The sequence below is a fragment of the Actinoplanes sp. NPDC051537 genome, assembly GCF_055586105.1.
Genome location: NZ_JBVJIU010000007.1, coordinates 249,742 through 266,515 on the forward strand (window position 1 = coordinate 249,742; position 16,774 = coordinate 266,515).

A 16,774-nucleotide genomic window follows, 5' to 3' on the forward strand; every position below is an offset into this window, starting at 1 on the left:
GCGGCTCAGCGTTTGCGGCTCAGCGTTTGCGGCTCAGCGTTTGCGGCTCAGCGTTTGCGGCTCAGCGTTTGCGGGCGGTCGCCGATCATGACGATGTGGTCCGTGGTTTCACGATCAAGGTGCGCGTCGTCGCGTCCATGGTGCTGATGCTGGTCGTCGCCATGACCGTCGTGGTCTGGTACATCGCCAACCGGAACTCCGAGGATGCGCGGAAGACCGGTTTCGCGTACGCCGACGAGGTCGCCCAGCGCAACGCCGGCGCGGTCCGGCAGGTCGTTCTCGGCGGCCTCGGCACCGCCCGCGACATGGCGCGCGTGCTCGAGGCGACGGCGGCCGGCGGCACCGGCAGCCGGAAGATCGCCGACGCGCAGATGCGGTCCGTCCTCGAGGAGCACGGCGAGTACCTGGGCGTCTGGTCGGGCTGGGAGCCGAACGCGTTCGACAAGCGCGACGGCAAGTTCCGCAAGGCCGGCGCCGGGGACGACGCGACCGGGCGGTTCGTGTCGTACTGGTACCGGGACGGCGACAAGATCGCGCTCGCCCCGCTGACCGACTACACCAAGTCCGGGCCGGGCGACTACTACCAGATCCCGTTCACCAGCCGCGCCGACAAGGTGATCGAGCCGTACCTGTACAACGTCGGCGGGGTCGACACGCTGATCACCTCGGTGGCGACGCCGATCATCCGGGACGGGAACGCGGTCGGCGTCTCCGGCATCGACATGGCCCTGACCAGCCTCCAGACGCTGGTCGGCGGGATCCGGCCGTTCGGCACCGGCAGCGCCATGCTGATCAGCACCGCCGGCGCGGTCGTCGGCGGCGGCACCGCGGACCAGGCCGGCAAGGCCGCCCCGCCGGAGATCGCCGCGCTCGCCTCGGGCGCGGTCTCGGCCGGCGCGTCGACCCAGCGGCTCGCCGGCGGCACGCTGCAGATCGCGGCGCCGGTCAAGCTCGGCGACACCGACACCTGGACGCTGGTCGTCTCGGTGCCGACCGCCACGATCCTGAGCGCCGCCGACTCGACCGAGCGGATCAGCATCCTGCTCGCCGTGGCCGCGGTGGTGATCGCCGGACTCGTGGCGTTCTTCCTGGCCCGGACGATCGTGCGCCCGATCGAGCGGCTGCGCGACCGGATGGCGGAGATCGCCGACGGGGACGGCGACCTGACCCAGCGGGCGGCGGCCGACCGCGACGACGAGGCCGGGCAGCTGGCGGGCGCGTTCAACCGGTTCGTGGAGAAGGTCGCCACCACCATCCGCGGCATCGCCGAGTCGACCGGGCAGCTGGCCGCGGCGGCCCAGGACCTCGACCGGGTCAGCGGCCAGCTCCAGTCGGGCGCGGCCAACGCCTCGGACCGGGCGGTGACCGCGCGGTCGGCGAGCGAGCAGGTCAACGCCGGCGTGCAGTCGATCGCCGCCGGCGCCGAGCAGATGAGCGCGTCGATCACCGAGATCTCCACCAACGCGACCCGGGCCGCGCAGGTCGCGGCCCAGGCGATGAGCGTCGCCGAGCGCACGAACGGCGAGGTCGCCGCCCTCGGCGCGGCCAGCGCCGAGGTGGGCGAGGTGGTCCGGCTGATCACCACGATCGCCGAGCAGACCAACCTGCTGGCGCTCAACGCGACGATCGAGGCGGCCCGGGCCGGCGACATGGGCAAGGGCTTCGCGGTGGTCGCCGGCGAGGTCAAGGAGCTGGCCCAGCAGACCGCCCAGGCCACCGAGCAGATCACCGCCCGGATCGCCGCCATCCAGGCGTCGAGCGGGGCGGCGGCGGACGCGATCGGCGAGATCGCCCTCGTGATCACCCAGATCAGCGACTACACGACCACGATCGCCTCGGCCGTCGAGGAACAGACGGCGACCACGTCCGAGATGAGCCGCACGGTCATCGAGGCCGCCGCCGGCAGCGGCGACGTCGCCCAGACGATCACCGGCGTGGCCGACGTGGCGTCCTCGACCGCCGGCGTGGCCGGAACGACCCAGCAGGCCGCCGCCAACCTGTCCCGCCTGGCCAACGACCTGACCGCGCTGGTGGGAGCCTTCCGCTACTGACCTTCCCGGCGCAGCATCGCGGCCGGCACCGCGAGGTCCTCCGTCGCGTACAGCTCCGCGACGCCCTCATCCCCGCCCGCCGCGATCCGGTCGATCAGTGCGTCGTACTCGTCGCCGGTCCTGCCCTCGTAGGAGGCGGTCATCCGCCCCCACTCGTCCCACGGCAGCATCTCGGCCTTGTTCAGCGCGGCGAGGTCCCGGACCGCGTTGCCCCGGATCTCGGCCGGCCCCCAGTTCTCCGTGCCGTACACGCCGAACGTCGTGGCGTCGATCCGTCCGGCCCGGTGGGCCCCCCACGCCTCGCCCCCGGTGAGGAACAGCCCCGGCTCGAGGTCCTCGGGCCGGGGCAGCACCGTGCCGCCGAGGATCTCGGAGTCGATCCGCACCCAGCGCCCGCCGTCCCGGTATTCGGTGATCCAGTGGTCCAGCCCCTGCCCGCGCTGGAAGTAGGTGGCGAACCCGCAACGCGCCCGCGCCGGAATGCCCCGGTACCGCAGCAGCGCACAACTGAGCACCGCGAAGTGCCGGCAGGTGCCCACAACCCGCCGCGCGGCCGCCCGCCCCACCGTGACCGGCGCCGGGTCGAGGGCCAGCAGTGTCGCGAGGATGTCCGCGGCCGGCCGGAGCTGGTTCTCGCCGAACCTCTCCTCGGGAAGCCCCAGCTTCTGCGCGTCGCCCGGCTGGATGACGAGGTGGCGAGCCAGCCCGCAGATCGCGACCGGATCCCCCGGCACGTCGTCGAGCGCCGCCCCGCCGATCGTCGTCAATGGACCCGGCGCCGCGTAATCGATCATCCCGGCATCCTAGGCAGACGGACCACGCATCGGCGTCCGCCATCGGCCCGCCCGACGGCGAGAACGCACCGTCCGGTTTTGGGTGAGCGGAGGTCGCCCCCACGGGGTGAGCGTTCTGGGCGCCGCCCCAGCGCCCTGCTCGCTGGGGCGACGTCCTGACCTCCATAGGCGGTAGGTCCACGTCTCCGGGCGCCAGGGCTCACGACCACGCGATCGCGCCGATGAGCCCCAGTCCCGTGCTCCGAGCGGAAGGCTCGGGCTCATTGAGCTTTCCGCCGGCGGCCTGGGTGGCGTTTGTCGATGGCGTCAAGTGGGCGAGTTCGACGTCTGAACGGTTCGCGGTGGCCCGGCTCGGGTCGCCGAAGACTCAGCCGGTGGCCTTGGTGGCGCCCATCAGGAGCGGTCGCCGGCTGTTGTTTGGGGTGAGCGTTACCGCTCACGCAGGTCGCCCGGTCGGGGTGAGCGTCTTGGGCGCCCCGGCGCCCTGCTCGCCCCGGCCGGGTCCCGGCGGGAGCGACGTCTCGTACCCACCACCCAGGCACGACATCATGCCTTTGACTCTCGGCCGGAAACGCAGCGCAACAGCAATTCCCGCGTCGATCCCATTCCATACCGATCGAGATCGGACGCTGTCGACGCCACCTCGCGCAGAATCGGCGCCGCGTCGATGCCCGCGCTCTCCGCCGCCGCCAGCAGGTCGCGCAGGCGCAGGAGCATGTCGCGGGTGTCGTCGCCCTGGTCGTCGACCGCGAGATTTCGCAGCTCGCGTTGCAGATCGGCGGGCGTCAATACCGGCATCGCAGGACCTCGAGGGTGTGGCCGGGCACTTCGACCTGACTGCCGGCGCGCGCGGTTTTGCGGCGGGTGGCCAGCAGTGGGTCGGCGGTGTTGACGACGACCTCCCAGGTGCGGCCGAATTCGCGGGGCGGCAGCGTGAAGGAAACGGGGTCGCCGAGGGGGTTGAACAGCAGCAGGAACGAGTCGTCGGCTATTTCCTCGCCCAGGGCGTCCCGTTCGGGAATGCCGTGGCCGTTCAGGAAGACCGTCATCGTCATGCCGCTGCTGGTGTTCCACTCGGCGTCGGTCATCGGCTGGCCGTCGCGGCGCAACCAGGCGATGTCCGGCGTCTTCGCGTCGCCGACCGGGTCGCCGGTGAAGAAACGGCGGCGGCGGAAGATCGGGTGCTCGGCGCGCAGTTTGGTCAGGCTGCGGACGAAGCCGGTGAGCACGTCCTGGTTGCGGGCGTCCTCCCAGTCGATCCAGCTGATTTCGTTGTCCTGGCAGTAGACGTTGTTGTTGCCCTGCTGGGTGCGGCCGAGCTCGTCACCGTGGGAGATCATCGGGACGCCCTGCGAGAGGAGCAGGGTGGCCAGGAAATTGCGTTTCTGCCGTTCCCGCAGCGCCACGATGTCGGGGTCCTCGGTGGGGCCCTCGACGCCGTAGTTGAAGGAGCGGTTGTAGCTCTCGCCGTCGCGATTCTGCTCGCCGTTCGCCTCGTTGTGCTTGTCGTTGTAGGAGACCAGGTCGTTGAGCGTGAACCCGTCGTGCGCGGTGACGAAGTTGATGCTCGCCACCGGGCGCCGGCCGTCCACCTCGTAGAGGTCGGAACTGCCGGTGAAGCGGGACGCGAACTCGCCGAGGCTGGCCGGCTCGCCGCGCCAGAAATCGCGGACCGAATCGCGGTACTTTCCGTTCCACTCGGTCCACAGCGGCGGGAATCCGCCGACCTGGTAGCCGCCGTCGCCGACGTCCCACGGCTCGGCGATGAGTTTTACCTGCGACACCACCGGGTCCTGGTTGACCAGGTCGAAGAATGCGGCCAGCCGGTCGACCTCGTGGAACTCGCGGGCCAGCGCGGCGGCCAGGTCGAACCGGAATCCGTCGACGTGCATCTCGGTCACCCAGTAGCGCAGCGAGTCCATGATGAGCCGCAGCGATTCGTGGTGCCGCACGTTGAGGCTGTTCCCGGTGCCGGTGGTGTCGTAGTAGTACTGCTTGTCGGCGTCGACCAGCCGGTAGTAGGCCGGATTGTCGATGCCCTTGAACGACAGGGTCGGGCCCAGGTGATTGCCCTCGGCCGTGTGGTTGTAGACGACGTCGAGGATGACTTCGATGCCGGCCTTGTGCAGCGCCTTCACCATCGACTTGAACTCCTGCACCTGCCCGCCGTGCCCGCCGAACGAGGCGTAGTCGTTGTGCGGCGCGAAGAAGCCGATGGTGTTGTAGCCCCAGTAGTTGGTGAGGCCGCGGTCGATCAGCGTCGAGTCGTGCACGAACTGGTGCACCGGCATGAGCTCGACGGCGGTCACCCCGAGCCGCTGGAAATGCTTGATCATCACGGGGTGGGCGAGGCCGGAATAGGTGCCGCGCACGTCCTCCGGAATGGCCGGGTGCCGCATCGTGATGCCCTTGACGTGGGTCTCGTAGATGACGGTCTCCCAGAACGGGATCCGCAGCGGCCGGTCGTTGCCCCAGTCGAAGAACGGGTTCACCACCACCGACTTCTGCGCGAACGGCGCCGAGTCGGCCTCGTTGCGGGAGAGCGGATCCCCGAACTGGTACGCGAACAGGGCCTCGCTCCACTCGTTGTGGCCGTCGATGGCTTTCGCGTACGGGTCGAGCAGCAGTTTGCCGGGGTTGCACCGGAGCCCGCTGTGCGGGTCGTAGGGCCCGTGCACGCGGTAGCCGTACCGCTGACCGGGCACGACGCGCGGCAGGTACCCGTGCCAGACCAGCGCCTCCCGTTCCGGCAGGTCGATCCGCGTCTCGGTTCCGTCGTCGTCGAACAGGCACAGCTCGACCCGCTCGGCGACCTCCGAGAACAACGCGAAATTCGTGCCGCCGCCGTCATAGGTGGCGCCCAGCGGATACGGATTGCCCGGCCAGATCTTCATGCCCGCACTGCTTCCCACAAGTCCCCCCAGACAATCCCGCCCTGGGGCCAGCCTTCCACGTGTGCGGCCGCTTGACCTCAATCCGGGTTGAGGTTGAAAGCTTGGCCACATGGACGTGGACGCCTACCTTGCCCGCATCGGCGCGACCCGCGACACCGGTCTGCGTGATTTGCACCGTCTGCACCAGACCGCGGTGCCGTTCGAGAACCTGAGCATCCACCTGGGCGAACAGATCTCGCTCGAACCCGGCGATTTGTTCGACAAGGTGGTCACCCGCCGGCGCGGGGGCTTCTGTTACGAGCTGAACGGATTGTTCGCCCTGTTGCTGACGGCGCTCGGCCACCAGGTCGCCCGGGTCGGCGCCCGCGTCGGCGACGGCCCGCTGTTCGACCATCTCGCGCTGCTCGTCGACGACCGCTGGCTGGTCGACGTCGGCTTCGGCGGCCACAGCACCTATCCGTTGCGGCTCGGCACCCGCGACCCGCAGGACGATCCGGGCGGCACATTCACGCTCGTCGACGAGCCGTTCGGCGACATCGCGGTGCACAAGAACGGCGAGGCGCAGTACCGCCTGGAACGCCGCCCGCGGGCGATGACCGATTTCGAGCCGGCCTGCTGGTGGCAGCAGACCTGGCCGCAGTCCCATTTCCGGGACAAGCCGGTCTGCTCCCGGATAGCCGGCGACGGCCGCATCACGATCAGCGGCCGCACCCTCATCGTCACCACGGCCGGGGCCGGCCGCACCGAATCGGCACTCACCACCGACGATGAGGTTCTGACCGCCTATCGCGAGAGTTTCGACATATCACTTCCGCGCCCGCCGGGCCTGAGCGAATCCTGAGCCGCCCTCAGCCGCGTCAAAGGCCCCGCGTTCCAGACTGCCCCGATGAGGCTCCACGCGGCGATCGGGCTGGCGGTCTACGGCCTGGTCCACGCGTGGTGGGCCATCGCCGGCCCGCCGCATTTCCTCAACGGCTCCGAGTCGTTCTTCCCCGGCGGCTGGCTTCCGGCGATCCTCGCCGCCGTCGCCCTCGTGGCGCTGGCCGGCAAGGGCAGGCTGCTGCTCGCCCCCGCCGGGGCCGCCCTCTGCCTCTACGCGGTCCTCTTCCCGATAGTCGCCGTGTCGTTCGTGTTCGAGGGCCCCGCCACCGACAAACTGACCAGCCTCCTGGCCAATGGAGCCGGCGTGGCGTGCGGCGTCCTCTGCCTGATGCTGGCCGCCCGCCGCCCGAAGGCCGGCCTCGACCAACGTTTCGCATACATCGGCGCCTATGTCGCGGTCGCCGGCTGCCTCATGCGCATGGCCGTCTGGCTGACGACCGTCATCAATGGCACGTGGCCCTCCACCGACGTTTCCGGGCCGGCCATGACCGTCTTCATCCTGCTGATGTCCCTGGCCGGCACCGTGCTCCCGCTGGCACTGGCCCACCGCTGGGGCCGCGTCTGGCCGTCCTGGGTGCTTCCGTGGCGCGGCCGGCCGGTTCCCCGATGGCTGGTCCTGGGGCCGGCCTTCTTCGTCGGCGGCAGCCTGACCGCGTATTTCGGAATAGCCGGCATGATGGCCTGGGTGGGCGGCGACTTCGGCGGCCCGTTCTGGCCGCTGCTGCTGGAAATGGTGGGCTACACCTTGTGGGGAATCGGGTTGCTGCTCGCGGCGGCTTCCTATTTCGAGATGACGCGGGCGGTTTCTCCCTCGCCGGAACTGCAATCCGTTTGAAGGGCGAGAGTCAAATGCATGATGTCGTGCGTGGGTGGTGGGTACAAGACGTCGCTCCCGCCGGGACCCGGCCGGGGCGAGCAGGGCGCCGGGGCGCCCAAAACGCTCACCCCGACCGGGCGACCTGAGTGAGCCGTAACGCTCACCCCGAACAAAACAACACCCGCCGGCCGACCCCGACGAGCACCACCGACGCCACTGGCGGAAACCCGGCGACGCAAGCCGGGCCTCCGCAAACTGCCGGCGCGGCGACCCGGCGCCTCGCCGCGATCAGACCCGCCAGCGGCGGTGGCATCTGACCAGTCGGGCGAACCTGCCGCACCTGCTCGGCGTCAACGGGTTCTTCACCGACCTCGCCGGATACGCCCGCACCCACCCGGAAGCAGCCATCGAGCGATGGTGGCCGGCGACCCGGTTCACCACGATGGTTCCGGTATGCACCGAATCGCCCCGCTGACCCCGAACTATGAGGCGGCGGTGGCACGCTCGAGAGCCGCACGGATCGGCTGCCGGTCCTCGAGCACCTGGCCGTAGTCCTTTCCCAGAGGCTCGGCAACTCGGAGTTGTCGCCATCGACGCGATCGAGGGCCTCATGCTCTGCCGCGACGGTCAGCGCCCTCCGGATCAGCTCGACGCGCTTCCCGACCTCCGTGTTGTCCAGCAGGTCGCACCACTGGACCGCGGCGTCGTTGTCGAGCGGGCCGGTGTCCCACGTGCCCATGTCGTGTCTCCCATTCCAGGCTTCACTGCGGATCTTTCACCCGGAGCCGTTCCGCCGTCTTGTTGGGCCGGCCCGCGTAGTGATCCTCCAACCGCTCCTCGACGTTCCCGGCTGACCAGACGGCCGATTTTTCAAAGGCCTTCGCGTCCTCGACGGAGATGGGGGTCTCGTTCCCATACGCGTCGACGGTGATGCAGTGGCTCAGCCGCATGATGTCCTGCCGGACAAACGTGGGAATCGCCGGCAGTGCGGACTCGGGAAGCTGCTTTGTGATCCTTCCCCACCGCCCGCGCGAATAGGCCGCCTTTGTCACGGCGACGGCGAAGATGGCACCTCGGTGCACGACCTTCTCGTGGTGCCGCGGCCGGTGGTCGAGCTGGTTCGCGTCTGTTCGGCCTCGTCTGTGCGCGGCGTTGCCGATGGCTTGGTGGCGGTCGAGCACGAGATTCTGGCCGGGCGCCACGAGCGGATCGACCGGCCCGTCGCCGAGGCGGTGCAGCAGCGGAGGACGCGGTCAGCTGATCAGGGTCTGCTTCGGGCGGATCACGCAGAACTCGTTGCCCTCGGGGTCGGCCAGTACGGTCCAGGACTCGTCGCCGGTCTGGCCCACGTCGGCGGGGCGGGCGCCCAGGGCCAGGAGGCGGGCTATCTCCGAGTCGCGCTCGCCCGCGGGCGGCGTGAGGTCCAGGTGGAGGCGGTTCTTGACGACCTTGGCGTCGGGGGACGGCATGAAGCAGATGCCCACGGGGGCGTTCTCGTCGGGGCCGATCACGACCTCGCGCTCGCGGGTGGAGAGGATCCGCCAGTTCAGGGCGGCGGACCAGAAGCGGGCCTGGGCCAGCAGGTCGTGGGCATCGATGACGATGTGGTGCAGGGCGACGGTCATGGTCGTCAGTATCCGGGCGGGCGGTGTGACGCAGGCGCCAGGTCGAAGACTGCATTATGCATGCATGCGCGGGGTAGAACTGACGGGTGCACCGTCGGTACCTCGTCCTCGCCATCTGCTGCATGAGCCTGTTCATCGTGGGGCTGGACGCCACGATCATGAACATCGCGCTGCCCTCGTTGCGGGTGGACCTGGGCGCGTCGGTGTCGGGGCTGCAGTGGACGATCGACGCGTACACGCTGGTGCTGGCGAGCCTGCTGGTGCTGTCGGGGTCGACGGCCGACCGGGTCGGGCGGCGGCGGACCTTCCAGACGGGGCTCGTGCTGTTCACGGCGGGATCGCTGCTGTGCAGCCTGGCGCCGGGACTGGGGTGGCTGATCGCGTTCCGGGCGGTGCAGGCCATCGGCGGCTCGATGCTCAACCCGGTGGCGATGTCGATCATCACGAACACGTTCACCGAGCCGCGCGAGCGGGCCCGGGCGATCGGCGTCTGGGGCGCGGTGGTCGGGTTCAGCATGGCGCTCGGGCCGGTGCTGGGCGGCGCGCTGGTCGACTCGCTCGGCTGGCGGTCCATCTTCTGGGTCAACGTGCCGGTCGGCATCGCCGCTTTCCTGCTGGCCTGGCGGTTCGTGCCGGAGTCGCGGGCGCCGCGGCCGAGGCGGATCGACCCGGTCGGGCAGGTGCTGGTCTTCCTGGTGCTGGCGACCGTCACCTACGGGATCATCGAGGGGCCGGTCGCGGGCTGGGACTCGTACCGGATCTGGGGTTGTTTCGTCCTCGGCGCCCTCGCCCTCGTGACCCTGCTCGCCTACGAGCCGCGCCGCGCGGAACCCCTCATCGACCTGCGGTTCTTCCGGAGCGTCCCGTTCAGCGGCGCCACCCTCATCGCGGTCTCGGCGTTCGGCTCGCTCGCCGGGTTCCTGTTCCTCAACTCGATCTATCTGCAGGACGTACGCGGCCTGTCGCCCCTGCATGCCGGCCTGTGGACGTTGCCGATGGCCGCCACCACGGTGATCGTCTCGCCGCTGTCGGGCCGGCTGGTCGGCGCGCGCGGCACCCGGCTGCCCCTGACCATCGCCGGCGTCGCGTTCGTGGCCGGGATGCTGCCGATGACCCGGATCAGCGCGGACACCCCGATCTGGCAGCTGAGCGTCTGCTACGTGCTGTTCGGGGTCGGCTTCGCGATGGTCAACTCGCCGATCACCAACACCGCCGTCTCCGGGATGCCGCGCGAGCAGGCCGGAGTGGCGGCCGCGATCGCGTCGACGAGCCGGCAGGTCGGCGGCGCGCTCGGCGTGGCGGTGATCGGGGCGGCGGTCTCGTCGGCCTCGAACGCCGACTTCGCGGTGGCCTCCCGGACCGGCTGGTGGATCATCACCGGGCTGGGCGTCGCGGTCCTGGTCCTCGGCCTGGTCACGACCGGTCGCTGGGCGCGCTCGACGACCGAGCGGGTGGCCGCGGGCATCGAGTCGCCCCAGGCGGCGCCGGTCGCCGGGTGACCGCGAGCCGGCGGGCGCAACAATAGCCGGGTGACAATCAAGCGGGTGGTGGCGGTCGCGGTCGCCGCCGCGTTGCTCCTCCTCGGGACGTACGCGGGATTCCTCGTCCACCGGTCGCGCCACGTGATCGCCTTGTTCAAGGGCGGGCCGTACCCGGTCGGGCGGGCCCAGCACGAGCTCGCCGACCGGTCACGCACGGACGAGTTCGCGCCGCTCGGCGGCAACCCGCGGGTGCTGTCGGTGTGGCTCTGGTACCCGGCGGCGGCCGCGACCGGGAAGCCCTCGGCCTACGCGCCGGGCGCCTGGGCGGGACTGCACAAGTTCGGGCCGGCCGAGACCTCGTTCGGCCGGATCACCACCGGGACGTACGACGACGCGCCGCTCGCGAGCGGACGGTTCCCCGTGGTGGTGCTGCTGCCGGGGCTCGGCTTCTCGGCGCCGCAGTACAGCGCGCTCGCGGCCGGGCTCGCGAGCCGCGGCTACCTCGTGGCCGGCGTGACCCCGACCTACAGCGCCAACCTGACCGTGATCGGCGGCCACGCGGTGCCGGCGTCAGCGGCCGGCGATCCGTCCGATCTGGACGGCCCGCGCGGCGACCGGCTGAACGCGGTCTGGGCGGCGGACGCGCGGTTCACGGCCGGGCAGGTGGGCGTGCTGCTGGGGCCACACGCGGACAGGACCCGGGTGGCCTACGTGGGGCACTCGTTCGGCGGGTCGGCGGCGATCACCGCCTGCCACGACGACCCGGCCTGCGTGGGGGCGGCCGACCTCGACGGGACGCCGTACGGGCCGGTGGTCGGCGACGGGCTGCGGCGGCCGTTGCTGATGCTGAGCTCGGAGCGGGACGGCGCCGACCAGGATGTGGCCTCGCACACGCTCTTCGCGAACAGCGGGAGCTCGGCCCGGGCGTACACGATCGCCGGCGCCCGGCACTTCGACTTCACCGACTACGGGGCGTATTGGCTGGCCGCGCCCGTGCGGGCGGTGCTGCCGCTCGGGTCGCGGCGCACGCTGCCGATCGCGTCGCGGTACCTGTCCGCGTTCCTCGAGGCGGCACTGCGCGGCACGGCCTGGACACCGCCGGCGACGGCCGGGGTGCGCGCGGCTGACATGCTGGTCCGATGAGCTCGATCATCAACGTGTTCGATCAGGCGTCATCGACGTACGAGAATGTCGGGGTCGGCTTCTTCGGACCGATCGCCGCCGCCCTGGTCTCGGCCGTCGCCCCCGAGCCGGGATGGCGCGCGCTGGACGCGGGCTGCGGCACGGGCGCGGTGCTGCTGCGGGTGGCCGAGGCGGTCGGGCCCGAGGGGCACGTGACCGGAATCGATCTCGCGCCGGGGATGGTCGAGCGGGCCCGCGCGGCGGCGACCGGGCTCGACAACGTGATCGTGACGACCGGCGACGCGCAGGCGCCCGGCTTCCCGGAGGGCTCGTTCGACCTGATCACGTCGGGGCTCGTGCTGTTCTTCCTGCCCGACCCGCCGGCGGCGCTCCGGGCGTACGGGCGGCTGCTGAAGCGCGGGGGCCGCCTCGGGGTGAGCAGTTTCGCCCAGCATGACCCCCGCTATCCCCAGGCCATGAAGATCATTTCGCGGTACGCCGAAACGCCGCCCCCGCCGCGGAAGCTGCACCCGATCTTCGACTCGGCCGAGAGCCTGCGCGCGGCCGCCCTGGACGCCGGGTTCGCGAGCGCCGGCGTGCGCGAGGTGGAGATCGTCAGCTCGTTCCGCGACGTGGCCCACCTGTACGAGTGGATCGGCTCGCACGGCGGGCGGCAGCTGGTGTCGGCGGTGCCGCAGCAGCGGCGGGCGGCGGCGATCGCGGCGATGGCGAGCGAGATGCCGGAGCCGATCGACTTCACCACCCGGATCAGGATCCTGGTCGCGGAGAAGTGAGGCGCCCGATGCTGATCATCGTGAGCGGGGCGCCCGGCACCGGGAAGAGCACCCTCGCCCACGCGCTCGGCCGCGAGATCGGCTGCCCGGTGGTCAGCCGGGACGAGATCCGCGAGGGCCTGGTGCACGCGGGCACTCCCGACGACGGCTTCCTCACGACATACCGGATATTTCGTGAAATGGTGGCGGGGCTCGTCGGCGAAGGAGTCACGCTGATCGCGGAGGCGGCGTTCCAGGATCACCTTTGGAGACCGCTGCTCGACCTCGGCGAGACCCGGATCGTCCGCTGCGTGACGACGCCGGAGGTGGCTCGCGAGCGGGTCGTCATCCGGGCCGCCCATCCGGGCACGCCGATCGGCGTCGACGCGTGGGCGCCGATCGACTCGCCGCACCCCACGATGATCGTCGACACCACCGCCGGGTACTCCCCCGCGCTCCCGGAGATCGTCGCGTTCGCCGCCGGTCAGACCCCGCTCGGGTAGGTCTCCGGCTCGCGCGTGTCGATGTGCGCCGGATGCAGCGGCCGCAGCGCGCTCGTCTCGTCGATCCAGAGGAACGCGTCGTAGCGGTCGCCCAGCACCGACGGCACATAGTTGGCCCAGTTGTCGCGTTCGGGCTTGTAGACGACCCCGATCGCGCGCTGATGGACCTCGTCGACCAGCAGGCCGGGCCGGTCGCCGAGCGGCGGGACGACGAACAGCGCCCGCTCCGGGGCCTCGGCGTGCAGCACTTCCTCGAGCGAGCCGCGCCGCCCCCCGGGGACGCCCATGACCTGCATCGGCGCGCCCCACTCGCGGGCGGCGATCACGGTGCCGCGGTGCGAGCCGAGGCCGACCAGCACGACCCGGTCGTCGCCGAACCGGGCGCGGGCCAGCTCGCCCAGGGTGACCTCGCCGTGCCGGGACTGGTCGGTGGCCCGGGCGTCGCCGACATGCGTGTTGTGCGCCCAGACCACGGCCTTCGCGCCGTCGCCGTAGTGGTCGAGCAGGCGGGCCAGGGTCCGATCAGCACCACCCGCGCGTCGCCGGCCCGGTCGAGCAGCACATCCAGGTCGCCCGGGTCGCGCAGGGGCCGTGCGATCGCCGCCACCTCGTCCCCGTACCGGTGCATGACCTGCGGATACCCGCCGTCCCCCCGCCCATGCGTCCGACCTCATACAGTGAGCGGGGTGAGGCTCGCCGAGATCCGCCGCTACCCGGTCAAGTCCCTGCTCGGCGAGGTGCTCCCGGCGGCGCCGGTGGGCTCGCGCGGCCTCGACGGCGATCGGCTGTGGGCGGTGCGCGACGAGGACGGCAAGTTCGGCAGCGGCAAGAGCACCCGCCGGTTCCGGCGGATGACGGGACTCTTCGACCTGCGGGCGTGCTTGGCAGGCGACGTCCCGTCGGTGACGCTGCCGGACGGCCGCACGTTCCGCGCCGACGACCCGGCCGGCTCCGCGGCGGTCGGCACGCACCTGGGCCGCCCGGTCACGATCGCGCGCGAGGCGGCGATCCCGCACCACGACGAGGGCCCGGTCAGCGTGATCACCACGGCCGGGCTGCGGGCGCTGGGCGGCGTCGAGGCGACCCGGTTCCGGGCCAACCTGCTGATCGACGTCGGCGGGACGGGCTTCCCGGAGGACGCCTGGGTGGGCCGGCCGCTGCGGGTCGGCCCGTCGGTGATCCTGCGGCCGCAGCGTCCGCTCACCCGCTGCGCGATGATCGACATGTGCCAGGACGGGCTGCCCGAACGCCATGACCTGCTCAAACGGGTGGCCGAGGTGCACGACCTGACCTTCGGGCTGTGGGCGACCGTGCTGCACCCGGGGACGGTCACCCTGGGCGACACCTGCGCCGTCGGCTGAGCACCGTACGCGTGGACCGCCGGGCTTCAGTTCTGACTTCGGTTCTGGCTTCGGTTCTGGCTTCGGTTCTGGCTTCGGTTACTGGGGAGTAGGAAACTGTTCCGAGAAATTGAACTTCATGACATCATCGTTACTTGCCAGTAACGTAGGTCACTCCCGAGGAGGCCGCGGTGCTCTACGGTGCCCAGCCGGCCCGCCGCCGGGACGCGCAGCGCAACCGCTCGGCGATCCTGGAAGCCGCCTGCGAGGTGATGACCACCCAGCAGCCGATGGTCGGCATGCCGGAGATCGCCCGCCGGGCCGGGATCGGCCAGGCCACCCTCTACCGCCACTTCCCGGACCGGTCGGCGCTGGCCGGCGCCGTGATCGGCTACCTGATCGACCGGCTCGAGCAGTTCGTGGCGGCCGGGCGGGAACAGCCGGCGACCTTCCGCACGGCGCTCGACGAGATCTTGCGGACCCAGGTGACGATGCGGCCCCTGGTGCTGCTGACCCGCCGGCTCGACGCGCCGACCCGGGGAAGATATCTACGGCGGATCATCACGGTGCTGACCGAGCCGCTCACCCGGGCGCAGGACCATGGGCACGTACGCGCGGACCTCGTGCCCGGCGATCTCGTGCTGCTCTTCGGCATGGTCGAGGGCGTCGTCGAGGGCGCGGCCGACGCCGGCGAGGCCGTGACACTCGCCGGGCGGTCCATCGATCTGGCCCTGGATGGCGTTTTCCGGCCGATTTCACGGCCTTCCGAGGCGAGCATGAGGATTGGTAGGCTCTGATGTTCGACGGATAAGGTGGAATGTCGATGAGCTCGCCCGAGACCGCTGTCCCTTCTACTGAGCCCACCGCTGTTCCCGAGGCCCCGCCTCCCGCACCTCCCGCTCCGGAGATCACTCCGCAGCCGGAGGGCGTCGCCGTGCCCGGAAACGGCGCCGGCCCGGACAGCGTTGTGCCGCCGGCTCCCGAGGCCGTCGACCCGCCCGCGGAAGACCCGCCGGCGCCCGTCGAGTCGCCTCCGGCCGTCGAGGCCCCGGCGGCCGTCGAGTCGCCACCTGCGGCCGTCGAGTCGCCACCTGCGGCCGTCGAGTCGCCACCTGCGGCCGTCGAGTCGCCACCTGCGGCCGTCGAGTCGCCACCTGCTGACGAACCGGTCGCCGCCGATGAGCCGGTGGCCGTATCCGCCGACGACGCGGCGGCCGTCGGCGGGGCCGCGCCCGTCAGCGAGGCCGCGCCCGATGGCGTGGTCGCGGCTGATGGCGAGGCTGCGCCCGTCAATGAAGCCGCGCCCGATGGCGTGGTCGCGGCTGATGGCGTGGTCGCGGCTGATGGCGAGGCTGCGCCCGTTAATGAAGCCGCGCCCGACGGCGTGGATGCGGCCGACAGCGCGGTCGCCGCCGACGGTGCGGCCCCGGCCGGCGGCGAACCGGTGCCGGTGCCCGCGCCCGACCCGGCGCAGGCCAAGCGCGAGCAGGCGTGGGCCGAGATCGAGGCGATCAAGCAGGAGGACGGGTTCGTCCGCGGGCCGGTCACCGAGGCGGTCAAGGGTGGCCTCATCCTCGACATCGGCGTGCGCGGCTTCCTGCCCGCCTCGCTGGTCGAGATGCGCCGCGTGCGCGACCTCCAGCCGTACGTCGGCCGGGTCCTCGATGCGAAGATCATCGAGCTCGACAAGACCCGCAACAACGTGGTGCTGTCCCGCCGGGCCTGGCTCGAGCAGCAGGGGCCGGTCAACCGCGGCGAGCTCCTGTCGAAGATCCAGAAGGGCCAGGTGCGCCGGGGCGTCATCTCCAGCGTGGTCAACTTCGGCGCGTTCGTCGACCTCGGCGGCGTCGACGGGCTCGTGCACGTCTCGGAGCTGTCCTGGCGGCACATCGACCACCCGTCCGACGTCGTGCACGTCGGCCAGGAGGTCGAGGTCGAGGTGCTCGAGATCGACCAGGCCCGCAAGCGGATCTCGCTGTCGCTCAAGGCGACCCAGGAGGATCCGTGGCGGCAGTTCGCGCGCATCCACCAGATCGGCCAGATCGTCCCCGGCATCGTGACCAAGCTGGTGCCGTTCGGCGCGTTCGTCCGGGTCAGCGACGGCATCGAGGGCCTGGTGCACATCTCCGAGCTGGGTGAGGGCCACGTCGAGCTGCCCGAGCAGATCGTCCAGAACGGCGCCGAGGTCCTCGTGAAGATCATCGACATCGACCTGGAGCGGCGGCGGATCTCGCTGTCCCTGCGCCAGGCCAACGAGGGCTACCTCGAGGGCGAGGAGCACTTCGACCCCACGATGTACGGGATGGCCGCCGCCTACGACAACGACGGCAACTACATCTACCCCGAGGGCTTCGACCCCGACACCGGCGAATGGCTGGAGGGTTTCGAGGTCCAGCGCGAGGCGTGGGAGAACTCGTACGCGGAGGCGCACGACCGCTGGGAGGCCCACGGCCGCCAGGTCCTGGCCAGCCGCGCCGCCGGTCACTGACGGC

16 protein-coding genes and 2 pseudogenes are annotated in these 16,774 nt (G+C 71.2%); 11 read left to right on the forward strand and 7 right to left on the reverse strand.

Features of this window, described 5'->3' with window-relative positions; all coding sequences use genetic code 11:
* The first annotated feature begins 95 nt into the window (after positions 1-95).
* Positions 96-2,051 (forward strand): methyl-accepting chemotaxis protein, encoded by a 1,956-nt coding sequence (locus tag ACZ6TB_RS18995; RefSeq protein ID WP_465555821.1) that lies wholly within the window; start codon positions 96-98, stop codon positions 2,049-2,051.
* On the opposite strand, the gene ACZ6TB_RS19000 is transcribed toward ACZ6TB_RS18995, so the two are convergent.
* The 3 genes from ACZ6TB_RS19000 to glgX form a co-directional block, all read right to left on the reverse strand.
* Positions 2,045-2,845: a transglutaminase domain-containing protein gene (locus ACZ6TB_RS19000; protein WP_465555822.1), complete on the reverse strand. Its 801-nt coding sequence runs from the start codon at positions 2,843-2,845 to the stop codon at positions 2,045-2,047. The genes ACZ6TB_RS18995 and ACZ6TB_RS19000 overlap by 7 nt on opposite strands.
* 546 nt (positions 2,846-3,391) lie before the next feature.
* Positions 3,392-3,643: a hypothetical protein gene (locus ACZ6TB_RS19005; protein WP_465555823.1), complete on the reverse strand. Its 252-nt coding sequence runs from the start codon at positions 3,641-3,643 to the stop codon at positions 3,392-3,394.
* Positions 3,631-5,739 carry a glycogen debranching protein GlgX gene (gene glgX, locus ACZ6TB_RS19010; protein WP_465555824.1) on the reverse strand — a complete coding sequence of 703 codons (2,109 nt, stop codon included), beginning with the start codon at positions 5,737-5,739 and terminating at the stop codon, positions 3,631-3,633. Before glgX ends, ACZ6TB_RS19005 begins: the two co-directional genes overlap by 13 nt.
* A 109-nt stretch (positions 5,740-5,848) precedes the next feature.
* Between glgX and ACZ6TB_RS19015 the strand changes: the two genes are divergently transcribed.
* The 3 genes and pseudogenes from ACZ6TB_RS19015 to ACZ6TB_RS19025 all read left to right on the forward strand — a co-directional run.
* Positions 5,849-6,580 carry an arylamine N-acetyltransferase family protein gene (locus ACZ6TB_RS19015; RefSeq protein WP_465555825.1) on the forward strand — a complete coding sequence of 244 codons (732 nt, stop codon included), beginning with the start codon at positions 5,849-5,851 and terminating at the stop codon, positions 6,578-6,580.
* Positions 6,581-6,625: 45 nt separating this feature from the next.
* Positions 6,626-7,456: a hypothetical protein gene (locus tag ACZ6TB_RS19020; RefSeq protein ID WP_465555826.1), complete on the forward strand. Its 831-nt coding sequence runs from the start codon at positions 6,626-6,628 to the stop codon at positions 7,454-7,456.
* Between the two features lie 256 nt (positions 7,457-7,712).
* A pseudogene (locus ACZ6TB_RS19025) lies at positions 7,713-7,913 on the forward strand (replication-relaxation family protein); the annotation flags it as partial.
* Positions 7,914-8,093: 180 nt separating this feature from the next.
* On the opposite strand, the pseudogene ACZ6TB_RS19030 reads toward ACZ6TB_RS19025, so the two are convergent.
* The 3 genes and pseudogenes from ACZ6TB_RS19030 to ACZ6TB_RS19040 form a co-directional block, all read right to left on the reverse strand.
* Positions 8,094-8,177 (reverse strand): annotated as a pseudogene (locus tag ACZ6TB_RS19030) (DUF4259 domain-containing protein); the annotation flags it as partial.
* Between the two features lie 22 nt (positions 8,178-8,199).
* The gene (locus ACZ6TB_RS19035; protein ID WP_465555827.1) at positions 8,200-8,640 is read right to left on the reverse strand and encodes a hypothetical protein; all 441 of its coding nucleotides are present in this window, start codon (positions 8,638-8,640) and stop codon (positions 8,200-8,202) included.
* A 51-nt stretch (positions 8,641-8,691) separates the two neighbouring features.
* Positions 8,692-9,063, reverse strand: coding sequence for a VOC family protein (locus ACZ6TB_RS19040; RefSeq protein WP_465555828.1), 372 nt, complete (start codon positions 9,061-9,063; stop codon positions 8,692-8,694).
* 86 nt (positions 9,064-9,149) lie between these two features.
* Between ACZ6TB_RS19040 and ACZ6TB_RS19045 the strand changes: the two genes are divergently transcribed.
* Genes ACZ6TB_RS19045 through ACZ6TB_RS19060 form a run of 4 tightly spaced genes read left to right on the forward strand, consistent with a single transcriptional unit; the run spans position 9,150 to position 12,942 of the window.
* Complete coding sequence (locus tag ACZ6TB_RS19045; RefSeq protein ID WP_465555829.1) at positions 9,150-10,562, forward strand: MFS transporter; 1,413 nt, start codon at positions 9,150-9,152, stop codon at positions 10,560-10,562.
* 30 nt (positions 10,563-10,592) lie between these two features.
* Positions 10,593-11,687 (forward strand): alpha/beta hydrolase, encoded by a 1,095-nt coding sequence (locus ACZ6TB_RS19050; RefSeq protein WP_465555830.1) that lies wholly within the window; start codon positions 10,593-10,595, stop codon positions 11,685-11,687.
* A complete protein-coding gene (locus ACZ6TB_RS19055; protein ID WP_465555831.1) occupies positions 11,684-12,460 on the forward strand; it encodes a class I SAM-dependent methyltransferase in 777 nt (258 codons plus the stop codon). The genes ACZ6TB_RS19050 and ACZ6TB_RS19055 overlap by 4 nt, the downstream gene beginning before the upstream one ends.
* A gap of 8 nt (positions 12,461-12,468) precedes the next feature.
* On the forward strand, positions 12,469-12,942 hold the full coding sequence (locus ACZ6TB_RS19060; protein WP_465555832.1) for a P-loop nucleotide/nucleoside kinase family protein: 474 nt from the start codon (positions 12,469-12,471) through the stop codon (positions 12,940-12,942).
* Here ACZ6TB_RS19060 and ACZ6TB_RS19065 read toward each other — a convergent pair.
* Entirely contained in the window at positions 12,924-13,616 is a 693-nt protein-coding gene (locus ACZ6TB_RS19065; protein ID WP_465555833.1) for an erythromycin esterase family protein, read from the reverse strand. The two genes, ACZ6TB_RS19060 and ACZ6TB_RS19065, sit on opposite strands and share 19 nt — an antisense overlap.
* Before the next feature lie 12 nt (positions 13,617-13,628).
* Between ACZ6TB_RS19065 and ACZ6TB_RS19070 the strand changes: the two genes are divergently transcribed.
* From ACZ6TB_RS19070 to ACZ6TB_RS19080, 3 genes are all read left to right on the forward strand, one after another.
* Positions 13,629-14,303, forward strand: coding sequence for an MOSC domain-containing protein (locus ACZ6TB_RS19070; protein WP_465555834.1), 675 nt, complete (start codon positions 13,629-13,631; stop codon positions 14,301-14,303).
* A 170-nt stretch (positions 14,304-14,473) separates the two neighbouring features.
* The gene (locus ACZ6TB_RS19075) at positions 14,474-15,079 is read left to right on the forward strand and encodes a TetR/AcrR family transcriptional regulator (protein WP_465555835.1); all 606 of its coding nucleotides are present in this window, start codon (positions 14,474-14,476) and stop codon (positions 15,077-15,079) included.
* 26 nt (positions 15,080-15,105) lie between these two features.
* Complete coding sequence (locus ACZ6TB_RS19080) at positions 15,106-16,770, forward strand: S1 RNA-binding domain-containing protein (protein WP_465555836.1); 1,665 nt, start codon at positions 15,106-15,108, stop codon at positions 16,768-16,770.
* The last annotated feature ends 4 nt before the right edge of the window (positions 16,771-16,774 follow it).